The organism is Streptomyces sp. NPDC002845 (genome assembly GCF_053591955.1).
Genome location: NZ_JBSFUU010000020.1, coordinates 17,517 through 34,304, shown reverse-complemented (window position 1 = coordinate 34,304; position 16,788 = coordinate 17,517). Strand labels below are relative to the sequence as shown.

12 protein-coding genes and 1 pseudogene are annotated in these 16,788 nt (G+C 71.3%); 7 read left to right on the top strand and 6 right to left on the bottom strand.

Going from position 1 to position 16,788, the window contains the following annotated elements:
• Positions 1–136 precede the first annotated feature (136 nt).
• Positions 137–1,267 (top strand): DMT family transporter, encoded by a 1,131-nt coding sequence (locus tag ACWD3C_RS16670; RefSeq protein WP_451144462.1) that lies wholly within the window; start codon positions 137–139, stop codon positions 1,265–1,267.
• Positions 1,268–1,350: 83 nt separating this feature from the next.
• On the opposite strand, the gene ACWD3C_RS16665 is transcribed toward ACWD3C_RS16670, so the two are convergent.
• Positions 1,351–2,544, bottom strand: a complete 1,194-nt coding sequence (locus ACWD3C_RS16665; protein ID WP_451144460.1) for a transglycosylase family protein — start codon at positions 2,542–2,544, stop codon at positions 1,351–1,353.
• A gap of 346 nt (positions 2,545–2,890) precedes the next feature.
• Here ACWD3C_RS16665 and gndA point away from each other — a divergent pair, with 346 nt between their 5' ends.
• On the top strand, positions 2,891–4,330 hold the full coding sequence (gene gndA, locus ACWD3C_RS16660) for an NADP-dependent phosphogluconate dehydrogenase (RefSeq protein WP_451144458.1): 1,440 nt from the start codon (positions 2,891–2,893) through the stop codon (positions 4,328–4,330).
• 678 nt (positions 4,331–5,008) lie between these two features.
• On the opposite strand, the gene ACWD3C_RS16655 is transcribed toward gndA, so the two are convergent.
• Together ACWD3C_RS16655 and panD are read right to left on the bottom strand one after the other, a co-directional pair.
• On the bottom strand, positions 5,009–5,476 hold the full coding sequence (locus tag ACWD3C_RS16655; protein WP_451144655.1) for a GNAT family N-acetyltransferase: 468 nt from the start codon (positions 5,474–5,476) through the stop codon (positions 5,009–5,011).
• Entirely contained in the window at positions 5,415–5,834 is a 420-nt protein-coding gene (panD, locus tag ACWD3C_RS16650; protein WP_451144456.1) for an aspartate 1-decarboxylase, read from the bottom strand. Before panD ends, ACWD3C_RS16655 begins: the two co-directional genes overlap by 62 nt.
• Positions 5,835–6,218: 384 nt before the next feature.
• Here panD and ACWD3C_RS16645 point away from each other — a divergent pair, with 384 nt between their 5' ends.
• The gene (locus ACWD3C_RS16645; protein ID WP_451144454.1) at positions 6,219–7,664 is read left to right on the top strand and encodes an aldehyde dehydrogenase; all 1,446 of its coding nucleotides are present in this window, start codon (positions 6,219–6,221) and stop codon (positions 7,662–7,664) included.
• Positions 7,665–7,730: 66 nt separating this feature from the next.
• Here the strand turns inward: ACWD3C_RS16645 and ACWD3C_RS16640 are convergent, their stop codons facing one another.
• The 3 genes from ACWD3C_RS16640 to ACWD3C_RS16630 form a co-directional block, all read right to left on the bottom strand.
• Complete coding sequence (locus ACWD3C_RS16640; RefSeq protein WP_451144453.1) at positions 7,731–8,015, bottom strand: muconolactone Delta-isomerase family protein; 285 nt, start codon at positions 8,013–8,015, stop codon at positions 7,731–7,733.
• Between the two features lie 301 nt (positions 8,016–8,316).
• Complete coding sequence (locus ACWD3C_RS16635) at positions 8,317–8,874, bottom strand: NUDIX domain-containing protein (protein WP_451144451.1); 558 nt, start codon at positions 8,872–8,874, stop codon at positions 8,317–8,319.
• A 124-nt stretch (positions 8,875–8,998) separates the two neighbouring features.
• Positions 8,999–10,906 carry an ABC transporter ATP-binding protein gene (locus ACWD3C_RS16630; RefSeq protein ID WP_451144653.1) on the bottom strand — a complete coding sequence of 636 codons (1,908 nt, stop codon included), beginning with the start codon at positions 10,904–10,906 and terminating at the stop codon, positions 8,999–9,001.
• Positions 10,907–11,065: 159 nt separating this feature from the next.
• Between ACWD3C_RS16630 and ACWD3C_RS16625 the strand changes: the two genes are divergently transcribed.
• The 4 genes and pseudogenes from ACWD3C_RS16625 to ACWD3C_RS16610 all read left to right on the top strand — a co-directional run bounded on the left by ACWD3C_RS16625 (position 11,066) and on the right by ACWD3C_RS16610 (position 16,749).
• Entirely contained in the window at positions 11,066–12,049 is a 984-nt protein-coding gene (locus ACWD3C_RS16625) for a lysylphosphatidylglycerol synthase transmembrane domain-containing protein (RefSeq protein ID WP_451144651.1), read from the top strand.
• A 102-nt stretch (positions 12,050–12,151) separates the two neighbouring features.
• A pseudogene (locus ACWD3C_RS16620) lies at positions 12,152–12,746 on the top strand (enoyl-CoA hydratase-related protein); the annotation flags it as partial.
• A gap of 255 nt (positions 12,747–13,001) precedes the next feature.
• Entirely contained in the window at positions 13,002–14,099 is a 1,098-nt protein-coding gene (locus tag ACWD3C_RS16615) for a mechanosensitive ion channel family protein (protein WP_451144649.1), read from the top strand.
• Positions 14,100–14,529: 430 nt separating this feature from the next.
• Positions 14,530–16,749: an NADP-dependent isocitrate dehydrogenase gene (locus ACWD3C_RS16610; RefSeq protein ID WP_451144449.1), complete on the top strand. Its 2,220-nt coding sequence runs from the start codon at positions 14,530–14,532 to the stop codon at positions 16,747–16,749.
• Positions 16,750–16,788: the final 39 nt, after the last annotated feature.

Below are 16,788 nucleotides of genomic sequence, written 5' to 3'. Positions count from 1 at the left end.
CTCCATCGGCAGTAGGACTCAATGCGTGCTCAGGTACGACGACGCCGGGGCTTTTGCGAGGCATCGTAGAGGTCATGGAAGCCGACCGTTCGTCGCGCCGGGCCAAGGGCCCCCGCCGCCCGCGAGGGAGACACTCATGAGCGCCCTCGCGTTGTCCGTGCTGCTGTCGTTCGTCTCCGCCGTGGCCTACGCGGGCGGGGCGATCGTGCAGGAGCGGGTCGCGGAGTCCTCGGACGAGGCGTACGCGCCGCTGCGCAGGCCGAGTTGGTGGGCCGCCGTCGCGCTGAACGGCCTGGGCGGACTGCTGCACGTGGCGGCGCTCGCCTACGGGCCGCTGAGCGTGGTGCAGCCGCTGGGCGCGCTGACCATCGTGTTCGCACTGCCGATGGCGGCGCTCTTCGTGGGCCGCAAGGCCGGGGCGACGGCGTGGCGGGGCGCGATCATGGCCACGGTGGGTCTCGCGGGCCTGCTGTCGCTGGTCGGATCGGCGGACTCCCAGTCCCTGGGCAGCGCCCAGCAGGTGGCCGTGGCCGTGGTCACCGGCGGTGGTGTGGTGGCGCTGATGGTGGCGGCGCGCGCGGTGCACCGGCACCCGGCCGTGCGCGGTGTGCTGCTGGCGATCGGTTCCGGTGTGGCCTTCGGTATGTCCTCGGTGTTCACGAAGACGGTCGCCGTCGACTGGACCGGCGGGGTCTCGCTCGGCGATCTGCCCAGCCTGGCGGCGATAGGCGTGTTCGCCGTCGCCGGTCTCCTCCTGTCGCAGGCCGCTTACCGCAGTGGCGGACTCGCGGCTCCCCTCGCCATCCTGACGGTGGTGAACCCGGTGGTGGCGGCCACCGTGGGCATCACGATGTTCGGGGAGACCTTCCGCTACGGCACCACCGGCACCGTCCTCGCGCTGAGCTGCGGAGTCGTCGCCGCGGGCGGCCTGATCCTGCTGACCACGGAGCGGCTCGGCGGCGCACACCCCGAGCCCGTGGGCGCGCCGGCCGCCGCGAGGGAGGGTGCCGAGGCCGAGTCGACCTCCGCGTCCGCGGCCGCCTCCGCCTCCGTCGAGGAACTGCTCGCCGGGCGGCTTCCCCGGCAGGTGGCCCGCGAGGACGCTTTCGTACCGGCGCCGGTTCCGGACATGGACGTCGCGTACGGGAACGGGGACCGGGGGCGGCCCTCCGGCGACGAGCCGCCGCCGCACTACGGCCCGTTCTACGGCGGCCCGTACGTGCCGATGCCCGTCGTCGACCGGCAGCGCACCCGTGTCAATTCCTGAGCCGACCCTTCGTGACAGGCACGACGACAGGCACGACGACAGGCATGACGGCGAGCACGGCGGGCACAGTGGACGACCGCGCGTCAGACCCGTACTCCCCCCGCCCTCAGATAGGCGATCGGGTCGATGTCGCTGCCGAAGCCGGGCCCCGTCCGCACCTCGAAGTGCAGATGCGGGCCCGTGCTGTTGCCCGTGGACCCGGAGCGGCCGATGCGCTGGCCGGCGTCCACGCTCTGCCCGGACTTCACGGTGATCGCCGACAGATGCGCGTACTGCGTGTAGCGGCCGTCGGCGTGCCGGATCACCACCTGGTAGCCGAACGAGCCGCCCCAGCCCGCGGTGACGACCTTGCCCGCGGCCGCGGCCTTCACCGAGGTGCCGGTGGGTACCGGGAAGTCGACACCCGTGTGGTAGCCCTTCGACCAGGAGGAGCCCGCGGTCCGGTAGGCCGTGCCGGTCGAGGCGTTCACCGGTGCGACGCGGGTCGGCGACGTGGCCGTCCGCCCGGTCCGGCCCTTCTTGTCGTCCTTGTCCTTGGTCTGCGAACCGGTGCTCTGGTTCGAGGAGTTGCCGGTGGACGAGGAGGTTCCCGACGACGGGCGCAGACTCAGCCGCTGCCCCGGCATGATCAGGTCCGGGTCTCCGCCGATGGTCTTGCGGTTGGCCTGGTACAGCTTCTGCCAGCCGCCCGGGACGTTCCGGGTGTCGGCGATGCCGGAGAGAGTGTCCCCGCGGACGACGGTGTACATCTCGACGCTGCCCGCCTGGGACTGCGGGGTGGTCTGCGGGGTGACGTCGCGGACCGTGCGCTTCGGCGCCCCCTGCGTCGAGGTGGACGTCGGGGTAGACGCCGGGGTGGACTGCGACGTGCCCGACGGGTTGATGTCGGGGGTGTCGCCGCCCGGGGTGAGGCCCGCGCGGACCGAGCAGACGGGCCAGGCGCCGGGGCCCTGGCCCTTGAGCACCTTCTCCGCGATGGCGATCTGCTGGTCCTTGGTGGCCAGGTCCGCGCGCTGCGCGTAGCCCGTGCCGCCGTACGCCTCCCAGGTCGACTGGCTGAACTGGAGCCCGCCGTAGTAGCCGTTGCCGGTGTTGATGTTCCAGTCGTTGCTGGACTCGCAGGCCGCGACCTTGTTCCAGGTGTCCACGTCGGCCGCGTGGGCGGCGCCGGTGCCCATCAGCGGGAGCGCCATACCGGCACCGCCCGCCGTGACGGTGAGTGAGGCGCGGTTGATTCTGTTGGGCTGGTACCGGCGGTGCCGACCGCGTACGGCCATGACTGGGCCCCCTCACGCACATATGCCAGGAGCCGCAAAAATAAGCGCCGTCAACAGGCCGTGACAAGACGGCAATCAGCCGCCCTTTCCCGCCAACTGACCGGGAAACGCCCCTCGTTCGGCACGACCGGTTCTGGATCTCGCGGACCGCTGAGGCAGGCGGGGCCTCTTCTGCGTATTCAACCTCGTCACGTCACGATGTGCGGTCGGCGTACCGGCACGTCAGGATGGCCCGAGGGGCAATACTGGCGGGCACGGGTACTGCTGCCGACATCAGGACCAATCGGCACCACCAGTGCACGACACAACGGCACCACCTATTCCAGGATCCATAGGAGCCAACCGTATGAGCACAACAGCCCAGATCGGCGTCACGGGTCTCGCGGTCATGGGACGCAACCTCGCCCGCAACTTCGCGCGCAACGGCTATACGGTCGCCGTGCACAACCGCACCGCGTCACGGACGCACGCGCTGGTGGAGGGGTTCGGGCACGAGGGCGACTTCATCGCGGCGGAGACCGCCAAGGAGTTCGTGGCGGCGCTGGAGCGGCCCCGGCGCCTGGTCATCATGGTGAAGGCCGGCGGGCCCACGGACGCGGTGATCGAGGAGTTCGCGCCCCTCCTGGAGCCCGGAGACATGATCATCGACGGCGGCAACGCGCACTTCGCGGACACCCGGCGCCGTGAGCGCGACCTGCGTGAGCAGGGCATCCACTTCGTCGGCATGGGCGTTTCGGGCGGCGAGGAGGGCGCGCTGCACGGGCCGAGCATCATGCCGGGAGGCCCCGCCGAGTCGTACGACTCGCTCGGTCCGATGCTGGAGAAGATCTCCGCGAAGGCGGCGGACGGGGCGCCCTGTGTGACCCATGTCGGTCCGGACGGCGCCGGGCACTTCGTGAAGATGGTGCACAACGGCATCGAGTACGCGGACATGCAGCTGATCGGCGAGGCGTACCAACTGCTGCGCGACGTGGCCGGATACACCCCCGCGCAGATCGCGGAGATCTTCCGCACCTGGAACACCGGCCGGCTCGACTCGTATCTGATCGAGATCACGGCCGAGGTGCTGGCGCACGTGGACGCGGCAACGGGCAAGCCGTTCGTGGACATTGTCCAGGACCGGGCCGAGCAGAAGGGCACGGGCCGCTGGACGGTCCAGATCGCGCTGGACCTGGGCGTGCCGGTGTCCGGTATCGCCGAGGCCGTGTTCGCGCGCTCGCTGTCGGGCCACAGCGCGCTGCGGGATGCCTCACGCTCCCTCGCGGGTCCGAAGGCCTCCCCGCTGAGCGAGGCGGAGGCCGGGGCGTTCGCGGACCGGGTGGAGCAGGCGCTGTACGCGTCGAAGATCGTGTCGTACACCCAGGGCTTCCACGAGATCACCGCGGCCACCGAGGAGTACGGCTGGGACATCGACCTGGGCAAGGTGGCCTCGATCTGGCGCGGCGGCTGCATCATCCGCGCGGCCTTCCTGGACCGCATCCGCGCCGCGTACGACACCCGGGCCGACCTTCCGAGCCTGCTCGCCGACGAGACGTTCGCCCAGGAGATCGCGGCGGCCCAGGACGACTGGCGCGAGGTCCTCGTCGCCGCCACCCGCCAGGGCGTCCCGACCCCCGGTTTCGCCGCCGCCCTCGCCTACTACGACGCCCTGCGCGCCGAGCGGTTGCCCGCGGCGCTCACGCAGGGGCAGCGGGACTTCTTCGGGGCGCACACGTATCGGCGGACGGACCGGGAGGGGTCGTTCCACACGTTGTGGGGCGGGGACCGCTCCGAGGTCGAGGGGTAGTTCGTCGAGGGGTAGTTCTGAGACCGCGGACCGTGTGTGGTTGCTCGCGCCCCTCAAGGGGCGCGGCTCCGCCCAGGGATACGTACGCCGGTGGCCCGGCGCGGAGCGACGCCCGCTCCGCGCCGGGCCACCGGCGCAACCGCTAAGGGACCGGCTTCGGTTCGGGCTCCGGGACCGGGTCCGGACCCGGTGGCTTGGGGATCGGGGACGGCGGGGGCTCCGGGGAAGGACGCGGTTCCGGGCTCGGCACCGGGTCCGGGAACGGCTGGGGGTCCGGATACGGCTGCGGCCGGTCGGGCCCCGGGCCGGGCGGAGGCCCCGGCTTCGTGGGGTCGGGGTGCGGATGCGTCATGGTGTCCTCCAGCCAGTCGGTACGTCGGCTCTGGACTCTTCCCACGTGTACCCGGCGCCCGCACGGGCAGTCACCCCGTTGGCAGACGGCCGGTCAGCCGGAGGGCCCCGCCTTCGCACCCACCGTCGGTCCCGGCCGGGGCTCGACGGAACCGGAATCCCGGTCGTGGCGAGGCGCGCTGGACCAGGTCCATGGAGGTCTGAGCGAGGACGGTCGCGTCGGCGCCGGTGACCGTGTCGACGGCGGCCGTGAGCCTCCGGCGCGTGCCCGTCGAAGGCTCACGGTCATGGGTGAGGGGCGCGGCAGGGCGCGCACCGGGCCTCGCGTCAGAACCCTTCGGGGTGTGCGACAAGCCACTCCTCCGCGGCCCGCAGCAGCTCCGGGGCGGCTGCCGGGGCCTCCTCGGGGTGACGGGCGGCCCACCTCACGACGTACGGGCACAGCGGGGCGACCGCGCTGCCCTCGCGGGCGGCGATGCCGTACAGCTCCCGCGCGAGCGAGCCCGCGATGCCCTTCCCCTCGTGCTCGGGCTCGACGATCGTGTGGACCGGGACGAGCGCGCGCTCGGGTTCCGCGAGGACGAAGTACTGGATGTGGCCGACGACTTCGCCCCCTTCCTCCCCGGCGAGGGCCTCCAGCCGGCCGGCCGCCCGGTCGTCGCGGATCTCGATGTCGCGCATGGCCGCTCCTCGGCTCGGTCGTGCGGCTCGCTCGTAGAGCTCGGTCTGCGGCTCAGACCGTGACGGCCTGCGGGCTGCGCTCCTGGTCCGACCCCGGCACCGGCTCGGACGGATCGGCCCCCAGGGCCACGATCCGGTTGCCGTGGTCCACGTGCACGACCCGGGGCTTCAGGGTCCGCGCCTCGGCGTCGGAAACCTGGGCGTAGCTGATGATGATCACCAGGTCCCCGGGACGCACGAGGTGGGCCGCCGCCCCGTTGATCCCGATCACACCCGAGCCCCGCTCGCCCTCGATGACGTACGTCTCCAGGCGGGCGCCATTGGTGATGTCGACGATGTGGACGAGTTCACCCGGCAGCAGATCCGCCGCGTCGAGCAGTTCGGCGTCGATCGTCACAGACCCGACGTAGTGCAGGTCGGCCTGGGTGACCGTGGCGCGATGGATCTTCGACTTGAACATTGTACGAAACACGGAGAAACTCCCGATCTATCTGCTCTCTGCCCGTTATATGCAGGTCAGAGGCGGTCTCCGCACCCTATAACGATCCGCATGTTCGGTCAGCTGTCCCCAGGTGTTTCAGGACTCACACTGATCCATTGCTGACCTTCCTGACGACGGGACGGCACGGTCGCCGGCCGACCGCCACACGAGGACGGTGTCCCTGTGTGGTGATACGGCGCAGGCACACCGAGGGCCCCGCGCTCCGCGGAGAGGCGCCTCACACTGCGATCGCATGCATTTCCTGGTGACTACCCGTGCACCCGGCGGCACCCCGCCGCCAACGGATCGGGCGAAGGTCGACGAAAGTCCCGTACCCGATTCCGGAGCGGGCGCCGGATCGCCAGGAGAGTGCTGATGGATCAACGCTACGAACGCCTCTACATCGGCGGGGAGTGGGTGCGGCCCTCCAGCAGCCGTGCCATCACCCCTGTCAACCCGAGCACGGAGGACGTGCTCGGCAGCGTGCCCGAAGCGTTGGCGGCGGACGTCGATGCCGCGGTCGACGCCGCGCGTCGGGCCTTCGACGAGCCGGGCGGATGGGCGAGTTGGGAGCCGGAGCGCCGAGCCGAGGTGATGGAGCGCTTCGCCTCGGAGCTGGAGGCACGAGCCGGCCGCATGGCGGAGCCGGTCAGCAGCCAGAACGGCATGCCGATCAGCATGGCCCGGCAGCTGGAGGTCGGCTATCCGACCGCGGTGTTGCGCTACTACGCCGGGCTGGCCCGTGCGACGGCCTTCTCCGAGGTACGTGCCGGGCTGCTCGGCGGCTCGGTGGAGGTGCGCAGGGTACCGGTCGGGGTCGTCGCGGCGATCGTGCCGTGGAACTACCCGCAGGTACTGTCCATGTTCAAGATCGCACCGGCGATGGCCACCGGCTGCACGGTGGTCCTCAAGCCTTCCCCCGAGGCCGTGCTCGACTCGTTCCTCGTCGCCGAGGCGGCCGAGGCCGCCGGGGTCCCGGCCGGAGTGCTCAATGTCGTGCCGGGAGGCCGCGAGGCCGGTACCCATCTCGTATCCCACCCCGGCGTGGACAAGGTGGCGTTCACCGGCTCCACGGCGGCCGGCCGGGCCATCGCCGAGACCTGCGGCCGGCTGCTGCGCCCGGTGACCCTGGAACTCGGCGGCAAGTCGGCGGACATCGTCCTGGACGACGCCGTACTGGACCCTGGGAAGATCGGGCAGGACCTGGTCGCCGCCACGCTGACCAACAACGGCCAGACCTGCTTCCTCAGCGCCCGCCTCCTGGCCCCGCGCAGCCGCTACACCGAGATCGTCGACCTGGTCACCGACCTGGTCCGCACCCTGCCCGTCGGGGACGCCCTGGACGAGGGCACTCTCGTCGGCCCGATGGCCACACCGCAGCAACGGGACCGCGTGGAGGGCTACATCGCGAAGGGACGCGGCGAAGGGGCCCGCCTCACCACCGGCGGTGGACGCCCCGCCGGCCGGGACAAGGGCTGGTTCGTCGAACCCACGGTCTTCGCCGACATCGACAACGGCTTCGTCGTCGCGCAGGAGGAGATCTTCGGGCCGGTGCTCTGCCTGATCCCGTACGACGGTGTCGACGACGCCGTACGCATCGCCAACGACTCCGACTACGGCCTCGGCGGCACGGTGTGGACCTCGGACCCCGAACGGGGAGCGGCCGTCGCCCGGCGCGTGCGTACCGGCACCATCGGCGTGAACCGCTACCTGCCCGATCCCGTCGCCCCCTTCGGCGGTGTCAAGGCGAGCGGGCTGGGCAGCGAGCTCGGGCCCGAGGGCCTGGAATCGTACCTGCAGATCCAGTCGGTCTACTGCTGAGCAGGGCGAGCAGAGAGAAGGGGCTCCGACCGCGTTGGCGGTCGGAGCCCCTTCTCTCACGAAGGCTCAGTGGATGGCCGAAGGGTGCCGGGCGAGCGGCGTGACCGTGATGTCCATGTAGGGGAAGAGCGGCAGTCCCCACAGGACTTCGTCTCCAGCAGGGCACCGGCGATCGGGGCCCCTCCCCCGACACCCATCAGGGCGAGCGTCACCTCTCCGAGCAAGACCGAGCGGGGCCGCTTCATCGACCCAGCGCCCGGGAACGGCCCCTCCCGTTTCCTCACCGACTCCGGCCGCAACCTGCTCAGCGTTGCCGACCGTGCCTGTCGGCCCCGGGACGCGGCCACCCACCACCGGACCGACTCGGGCCGACCGCCGGACGGCCGGGTACCCACGATCCACGAGGCCGACGGCGGCGTACGACTTGGGAGCCGGCCGCCGGACAGTGGACCGGCGCACCCAGCGTCATCGGCCATCGTGGACTTCGGCGCCGACGGAGGCAGTTGTCCGGAGGGCGGCCTCGACGACGACCGGGTGCGGTTGCGCCCCGTCACGGACGACAGGCTGCTCAGTGACGGTCATCGGCGGCGTGGTACTGCTCAACCTCGCCGGGTCGCTCACTGACCGGGCTGCCGTCCGGGCGGACGGTCCCTCAGGTGGCCGCCGCCCCGGCGGTGTCCTCGGTGGCCACGGCCAGGACGAGGGCGGCGCTGGCCGCGCAGCCGATACGGCCGTCGCGGGCCGCCCGGACCGCCTCGTCCAGGGGGACGTGATGCACCTTCAGGTCCGCTTCCCCGGCCTCCGGAGTCGGCTCGCCCGGGGTGAGGCCGTCGACGCTCCAGAGGTGGACGCGTGCCGGGGTGAGGCCGGGCAGGGGGTGGAGCGCGCCGCGCGCCCTCCAGCGGCCGTCGCGGTAGCCGGTCTCCTCGGCGAGTTCACGTCGCGCCGCCGCACCGCTGTCCGGGTCGTCCGCGTCGACGCTCCCGCCCGGGAGCTGCCACATCGGCCCGGCGAGGTAGTGGTACTGCTCGATCAGCAGCAGGCGCCCGTCGACCAGCGCGGCGACCCGGACCAGATCGGGCACCTGGACCCAGTCGTAGTGGCCCGCCCCGCCGTCCGGCAGGGTGACCTCGTCCCGGTAGGCCACCAGGCGCGGGGTCGCGCACAGGGTTTCCTGGCGGTGTTGTCGCCACGGTCCTCTGATCTCCATGCCGTGAGCCTACGGCGGCATGCGGCCGGAGCGACCGGAGCCTGCTGTTCGTCGCGGCGTTGTGGTTCCGGTCGAACGCCCGGCCGGCGCACTACGCCGGCCGGGCGTTCAGTACCTCCACTGTCTATGCCGCTTCGGCCTGTTCGTCGCCGGCTGCCGGCTCGTCGACCACGCCCACATGCTTCTCGAACTGCGTCCGGTGCAGTTCCGCGTACCGCCCCTGCGCCGCGAGCAACTCCTCGTGCGTCCCCCGCTCCACGATCCGCCCGGCCTCGACGACGAGGATCAGGTCGGCGGCCCGCACGGTCGACAGCCGGTGGGCGATGACCACCGCCGTCCGCCCCTGCAAAGCCTCCGTGAGCGCCTCCTGCACGGCCGCCTCCGAGGTGTTGTCCAGGTGGGCCGTGGCCTCGTCGAGGATGACGACGCGCTGACGGGCCAGCAGCAGGCGGGCGATGGTCATGCGCTGGCGCTCGCCGCCGGAGAGGCGGTAACCGCGTTCGCCGACGACGGTGTCGAGGCCGTCGGGCAGGGAGCGTACGAGGGTGTCCAGGCGGGCCCGGCGCAGGACGTCCCACAGTTCGGCGTCCGTCGCCCCGGGCCGGGCCAGGAGCAGGTTGGCGCGCACCGAGTCGTGGAAGAGGTGGCCGTCCTGGGTGACCATGCCGAGGGTCTCCCGCATCGACCGGGCGCTCAGGTCACGTACGTCGACGCCTCCGATGCGGACGGTGCCCTCGTCGGTGTCGTACAGCCGGGGCAGTAGTTGCGCGATGGTCGACTTGCCCGCGCCGGAGGAGCCGACGAGGGCGACGGTCTGGCCGGGTTCGGCGCGGAAGGAAACGCCGTGCAGGACCTCGGCGCCGCCACGGGTGTCGAGGGAGGCCACTTCCTCCAGGGAGGCGAGGGAGACCTTGTCTGCGGACGGGTAGCCGAAGCGGACGTTGTCGAACTCGACCGCGACCGGGCCGTCCGGTGCCTTCCGCGCGTCCGGCTTCTCCTCGATGAGCGGCTTGAGGTCCAGCACCTCGAAGACCCGCTCGAAGCTCACCAGGGCGCTCATGACCTCGACGCGTGCCCCGGCCAACGCGGTGAGCGGCGCGTACAGACGGGTCAGCAGCAGAGCCAGGGACACCACCGCGCCCGGCTCCAGGCTGCCGCGCAGCGCGAACCAGCCGCCGAGGCCGTAGACCAGGGCCAGCGCCAGGGCCGATACGAGGGTGAGCGCGGTGATGAACGCCGACTGCGCCATCGCCGTACGCACTCCGATGTCCCGCACCCGCCGGGCCCGCGCGGCGAACTCCGCCGACTCGTCGTCAGGCCGCCCGAAGAGCTTGACCAGTGTGGCGCCGGGCGCCGAGAAGCGTTCGGTCATCCGGGTGCCCATCGCCGCGTTGAGGTCGGCGGCCTCGCGCTGGAGCCGGGCCATGCGGTGGCCCATCCGCCGGGCGGGCACGACGAAGACGGGCAGGAGCACGAGCGCGAGCAGGGTGATCTGCCAGGACAGGGTGAGCATCACGGCGAGGGTGAGCAGCAGCGTCACCAGGTTGCTCGCCACTCCGGAGAGGGTGTTGCTGAAGGCGCGCTGCGCGCCGATGACGTCGTTGTTGAGACGACTGACGAGCGCGCCCGTACGAGTACGTGTGAAGAACGCGACCGGCATGCGCTGCACATGATCGAACACAGCCGTCCGCAGATCGAGGATGAGTCCCTCGCCGAGCGTCGACGACAGCCACCGCCCGAGCAGTCCCAGCGCCGCTTCGCCGAGTGCGATAAGGGCGATGAGCACGGCAAGGCGTACGACAGTGTCAGCTTCGGCACCCGACACGATCGCGCCGACGACGTACCCCGCGAGCACCGGCGTCGCGACCGCGAGCAGCGCGGTCACCACGCTCAGCAGCAGGAACTGCACGATACGGCGGCGGTGCGGGCGGGCGAAGGCGGCGATACGGCGCAGTGTGGCGCGTGCGAGGGGGCGGCGCTGTTCGTTGGCGTTCATGACGCTGTACAGCTGGGTCCAGGCGGTGGTTTCCATGCTCATGAGAAGGACGCTAGAACCTCAAGCAACGTTGAGGTCAACACGCGCGCCGACGTACGCACGGACTCGGTGAAGTCCGCCGCCGGTCAGCCGCCGTCCCCGCATCCGCAACCCCCCGTTGGCGCGTGCCGGGAAACCTCTCCCGGTGTGACAGCGATACGACGCCCCCGACTGCCCGAGCTGCCCGAGGGACAGCTCAGCCGTCTCAGCCGTCGTATCCCGGTCCGCCGGATCCTGTGCCTGCTCCCCCTCGCCCTGGTCCTGTTCGTCGCCGTGCGCCATCGCTCCGTCCTCACCGACGGTTTCGCCCACCTGGCGACGGCCCGGTGGCCATGGCTCGCGGCGGCCGTCGGGGCGACCTGCCTCACCTGGGTCGCCGCCGCCTTCACCCGGCAGGGCGCGCTCGTCGAGCGTCTGCCCGCGCGCCGGCTGCTCGCCACGCAGTTCGCGGCGGGCGCGGCCAACCATCTGCTGCCCACCGGCCTGGGCGCGAGCGCGGTCAACCTGCGGTTCATGACGGTGCACGGGGTACCGCTCGCCCGCTCCTCGGCGGCGCTCGCGCTGTACCTGCTGGCGGAGTCGATCGCCCGTGTGGGCCTGCTCCTGGCCCTGCTGCTCGCCTTCCCGGGCGCGCTGCGCCTCGGCACGCTGCTCCCCGAGGGCGCGCTCGGCCCGCTGGCGGCCGTCGTCGCGATCGTGCTCTGCGGGGCGGTGGCGGTCCTGCTTCTCGTACGCCGCGTCCGTACAGCCGTGGTGTCCTTCCTGCGTACGGCGCTGGGCGAGGCCCGTTCCGTGCACACGCGGCCCTCTCGCGCCCTCGCACTGTGGGGCGGCTCGCTGGCCTTTCCCACGCTCCAGGCTTCCGGACTGGTCGCCGTGGGGCTGGCGCTGGGGCTCGACGTGCCCGTGACCCACGTGATCGTCGCGTATCTCGCCGCCACGGTCGCGGTGGCCCTGGTGCCGACGCCGGGCGGCCTCGGCTCGGTGGAGGCCGCGCTCGTCGTGGCGCTGGTGGCGGCCGGCGGTCCGGTGGCCGTGGCCACGGCGGTGGTACTGGCGTACCGGATCATCACGGTGTGGCTGCCGCTGCTGCCGGGGGCGTTGACGCTGGGGGCGCTGGTGCGGTTGAAGGTGATCTGAGGCCGGGCCCGACCTTGGGCCGGCCCCGGGCGGGGCGTGGCTTGCCCGCACGGCCACCTCGGTCGTGGGCGGAGCACAGGTGGTGGTGCTGTGGTGCTGTAGGGCGAGGGCGGTGTGTTCTGCGCGGGCGGCGATCCCAAGGCGATGGGCACGGAGCGCGGCAGCCCCGTCGCGGAGGACGGTGACGGGCCGAGGGGGCGACCCGGCTGTGGCTGTCCGAGCCGGTGATCGTGGCGGTCGCGGGACAACGCCGTCGCCGGCGGCCTGGAGTCGGCCCTCCGGCGCGATCTGCGGGTCGCCGAGGAGGACGCGGGCTTCGGGTCTTCTGCCGCCGCTGGGGCGTGCCGCTCGTCGGCGGCGGCACGATACGGCTCCCCCACCTGATCGGCACCGGCAGCGCGATGGGCATGATCCTCAACGGACGCCCCGTACCCGTAGCCGGGGCGTACGGCGTGGGGCTCGCCAGCCGCGTCGTACCGACCGGCCGCACCCGCGCGGAGGCCGAGCGACTGGCCGCCGCCGTCGCCTGCTTCTCCCAGTCCGTCCTGTCCACGGGTCGACCGTGCCTTCGTCCTCGACCAGGAGGGGCCGGAAGGGGCCGCCGGCCTGCGGGGTGAACTCCATTACGGTACGGGGGTGTTGGTGGCAGCTCAGGAGGGGGACGGCCGGGTTCGCTGCGGGTGCCGGGCGGTACGGGATGTGCGGCGAGCTGTGCGACGCCGTGAGCTGTGTCGCTTCAATGGCCGGTCCGTGCAGGCCTGGTGACGAATGGGCCGGCGGATACGGCAGGATGAGCCGTCGCGCCCGCGCCACACACGCGTCCGGGCGTGAGTCGTGCAAACCGGATTCGAGCAGGTGGCAAGGTGACGACACATCACATCCGGCCCGTGGGCCGCTCTCCGCGTCCTTCGGTGACGTGTCCTTCGGTGACGCGTCCTTCGGGGGGCAGCCGATGAACCGGGGCCTCACCGTCGACGACTTCGTCATGGCCGGGATCGCCCTGGCCGCGGGCCTGTTGGGCGCGTTCCTGCTGCGCATGCTGCTGCGGTGGCTGGGCAAGCATGCGACGAAGACGCGCTGGAGCGGGGACGACGTGATCGTCGACGCGCTGCGGACGCTGGTGCCGTGGGCGGCGGTCACCGGGGGCGTGGCAGCCGCGGCGGCGGTGCTGCCGCTCACCAGGACCGTCGGCCACCATGTCAACCAGGTCCTGACGGTGCTGCTCATCGTCGTGACGACGGCGACGGCTGCCCGGGTGATCGCCGGTCTGGTGCGTACGGTCACGCAGTCCCGGTCCGGGGTCGCCGGTTCGGCCACGATCTTCGTCAACATCACCCGGATCGGGGTGCTGGCGATCGGCGGCCTCGTGGTGCTCCAGACGCTGGGCGTCTCGATAGCGCCGCTGCTCACGGCGTTGGGCGTCGGCGGCCTGGCGGTCGCCCTGGCCCTTCAGGACACCCTCGCCAACCTCTTCGCCGGCATCCACATCCTCGCCTCGAAGACGGTCCAGCCCGGCGACTACATCAAGCTCAGCAGCGGCGAGGAGGGCTATGTCGTCGACATCAACTGGCGGCAGACGACCATCCGCCAGCTCTCCAACAACCTGGTCATCATCCCCAACGGTCAGCTCGCCGGCTCGAACATGACCAATTACAACCGCCCCGAGGAGGAGATGACCCTGCTCGTTCAGGTGGGTGTCGGCTACGAGAGCGATCTGGAGCATGTCGAGCAGGTGACCAACGAGGTCGTCGCCGAGGTCATGACCGACGTCAGCGGTGCCGTGCCCGAGCATGAGCCGACCGTCCGCTTCCACACGTTCGGTGACTCGCGGATCGGAATGACCGTGATTCTCGGTGTCGGGGAGTTCAGCGATCAGTACCGGATCAAGCACGAGTTCATCAAACGGCTCCACAAGCGCTATCGCGCCGAGGGCATCCGTATCCCCGCTCCTGCTCGGACGATCGCCCTCCAGCAGGGCGGCGTGGGGATTCCCCACCAGCGGGAGACGACCACGGAGATCGCGCCGGAGGGGGTTCCTTTCGGGCCTTGACCGTGCCCTGGGTCGCCCGGACCGGTTTTCGCCCCCGCCGCCCCTACCCGTCCCATCCCCAGGGGCTGCCGCCCCTTCGACCCCGCCAGAGGGCTCAGGGTGGGTGGGGTGTGTGCGGGTGGGTGGGGGTTGCTGTGTGATCGGCCTGAACGGCCTCGTCCTCAAGCGCCGGACGGGCTGAGGGGGCCTGGGGTGGGTTGGAAGTGTGCGGGCCGGTGGGTGGTGGATCGGCCTTCGGCCTCGTCCTCAAACGCCGGACGGGCTGATGGAGCTTGGCCCGGGCTGTGAACATATGCGGCTCCGCCGCGTGGGCACGGCCAGTCACGCACAACCCGTAGGCACCCCCGAAGCCCGGACCCCTGTCGAGACCCCATCGCTCACGAGATATCTTGATGTCGAGCAATGTTGCAGACGTGGAGCGGAGCACCCGGTGACTGACTCGACCATCATCTACACGCACACTGACGAGGCGCCCGCCCTGGCGACCCATTCCTTCCTGCCGGTGATCCAGGCGTACGCCTCTCAGGCCGGTGTGAACGTCGAGACCCGTGACATCTCGCTGGCCGGGCGCATCATCGCCGTGTTCCCGGAGTACCTGGAGGAGGGCCGGCGCACCCCGGACGCCCTCGCGGAGCTCGGTGAGCTCGCCAAGACGCCCGAGGCGAACATCATCAAGCTGCCGAACATCTCGGCCTCGATCCCGCAGCTCAAGGCCGCGGTCGCCGAGCTGCAGGCCCAGGGATACGCGCTGCCGGCCTACCCGGACGACCCGAAGACCGACGAGGAGCGCGAGATCCGCGCCCGCTACGACAAGGTCAAGGGCTCCGCGGTGAACCCGGTCCTGCGCGAGGGCAACTCCGACCGCCGCGCCCCTTCCTCGGTGAAGAACTACGCCAAGACCCACCCGCACCGCATGGGCGCCTGGACCGCCGAGTCCAAGACGAACGTGGCGACCATGGGCGAGAACGACTTCCGCTCCACGGAGAAGTCCGCGGTCATCGCAGAGGACGGCGCGCTGAAGATCGAGCTGGTCGCCGAGGACGGCACCAGCACCGTGCTGCGCGAGTCCGTGCCGGTCCTGAAGGACGAGGTCGTCGACGCCTCCGTGATGCGGGTCGCCGCGCTGCGCGAGTTCCTGGCCGAGCAGGTCGCCCAGGCCAAGGCCCAGGGCGTGTTGTTCTCGGTCCACCTCAAGGCCACGATGATGAAGGTCTCGGACCCGATCGTCTTCGGCCACGTCGTACGCGTCTTCTTCCCGAAGACCTTCGCGAAGTACGGCGAGACGCTCGCCGCGGCCGGCCTCTCTGCCAACGACGGCCTCGGCGGCATCCTCAAGGGCCTGGAGTCCCTGCCCGAGGGCACCGAGATCAAGGCCTCCTTCGACGCCGAGCTCGCCGAGGGCCCGGAGCTGGCGATGGTCGACTCCGACAAGGGCATCACCAACCTGCACGTCCCGTCGGACGTCATCGTGGACGCCTCCATGCCGGCCATGATCCGCACCTCCGGCCACATGTGGGGCCCGGACGGCCAGGAGGCCGACACCCTCGCGGTTCTGCCGGACAGCAGCTACTCCGGCGTGTACCAGGCCGTCGTCGACGACTGCCGCGCCAACGGCGCCTTCGACCCGTCGACGATGGGCTCGGTCCCGAACGTCGGCCTGATGGCGCAGAAGGCCGAGGAGTACGGGAGCCACGACAAGACCTTCGAGGTCCCGGCCGCCGGTACGGTCCGTCTCGTCGACCAGGCCGGCAACGTCGTCCTGGAGCAGCCGGTCGCCGCCGGCGACATCTTCCGCGCCTGCCAGACCAAGGACGCGCCGATCAAGGACTGGGTGAAGCTGGCCGTCACCCGCGCCCGCGCGACCGGCGACCCGGCCGTGTTCTGGCTGGACGAGGGCCGCGCCCACGACGCCGTGCTCATCGAGAAGGTCAAGCGGTACCTGCCGGAGCACGACACCGAGGGCCTGGACATCAAGATCCTGTCCCCGGTCGAGGCGACCAAGCTCTCCGTGGAGCGCATCCGCCGCGGCGAGAACACGATCTCCGTCACCGGCAACGTGCTCCGTGACTACCTGACGGACCTGTTCCCGATCCTGGAGCTGGGCACCAGCGCCAAGATGCTGTCGGTCGTCCCGCTGATGGCGGGCGGCGGCCTCTTCGAGACGGGCGCCGGCGGCTCCGCCCCGAAGCACGTCCAGCAGCTGGTCAAGGAGAACTACCTGCGCTGGGACAGCCTGGGCGAGTTCTTCGCGCTGGCGGCCAGCTTCGAGCACCTGGCGCAGACCACGGGCAACGCCCGCGCCCAGGTCCTCGCCGACACCCTGGACCGCGCCACGGCGACCTTCCTCAACGAGGACAAGTCCCCGACCCGCCGTGTCGGCGGCATCGACAACCGCGGCAGCCACTTCTACCTGTCCCTGTACTGGGCTCAGGAGCTGGCCAGGCAGACCGACGACGCCGACCTCGCCAAGGCCTTCGGCCCGCTCGCCGAGACGCTCACCTCGAACGAGCAGAAGATCGTCGAGGAGCTGCTCGCCGTCCAGGGCAAGCCGGCCGACATCGGCGGCTACTACCAGCCTGATGTCGCCAAGGCCTCGGCGGTCATGCGCCCGTCGGCGACGTGGAACGAGGCGCTGGCGACGCTCGCCTGACCTTCCGTCACCGGAGCCTGGCGCTCCTGACTTCGACGT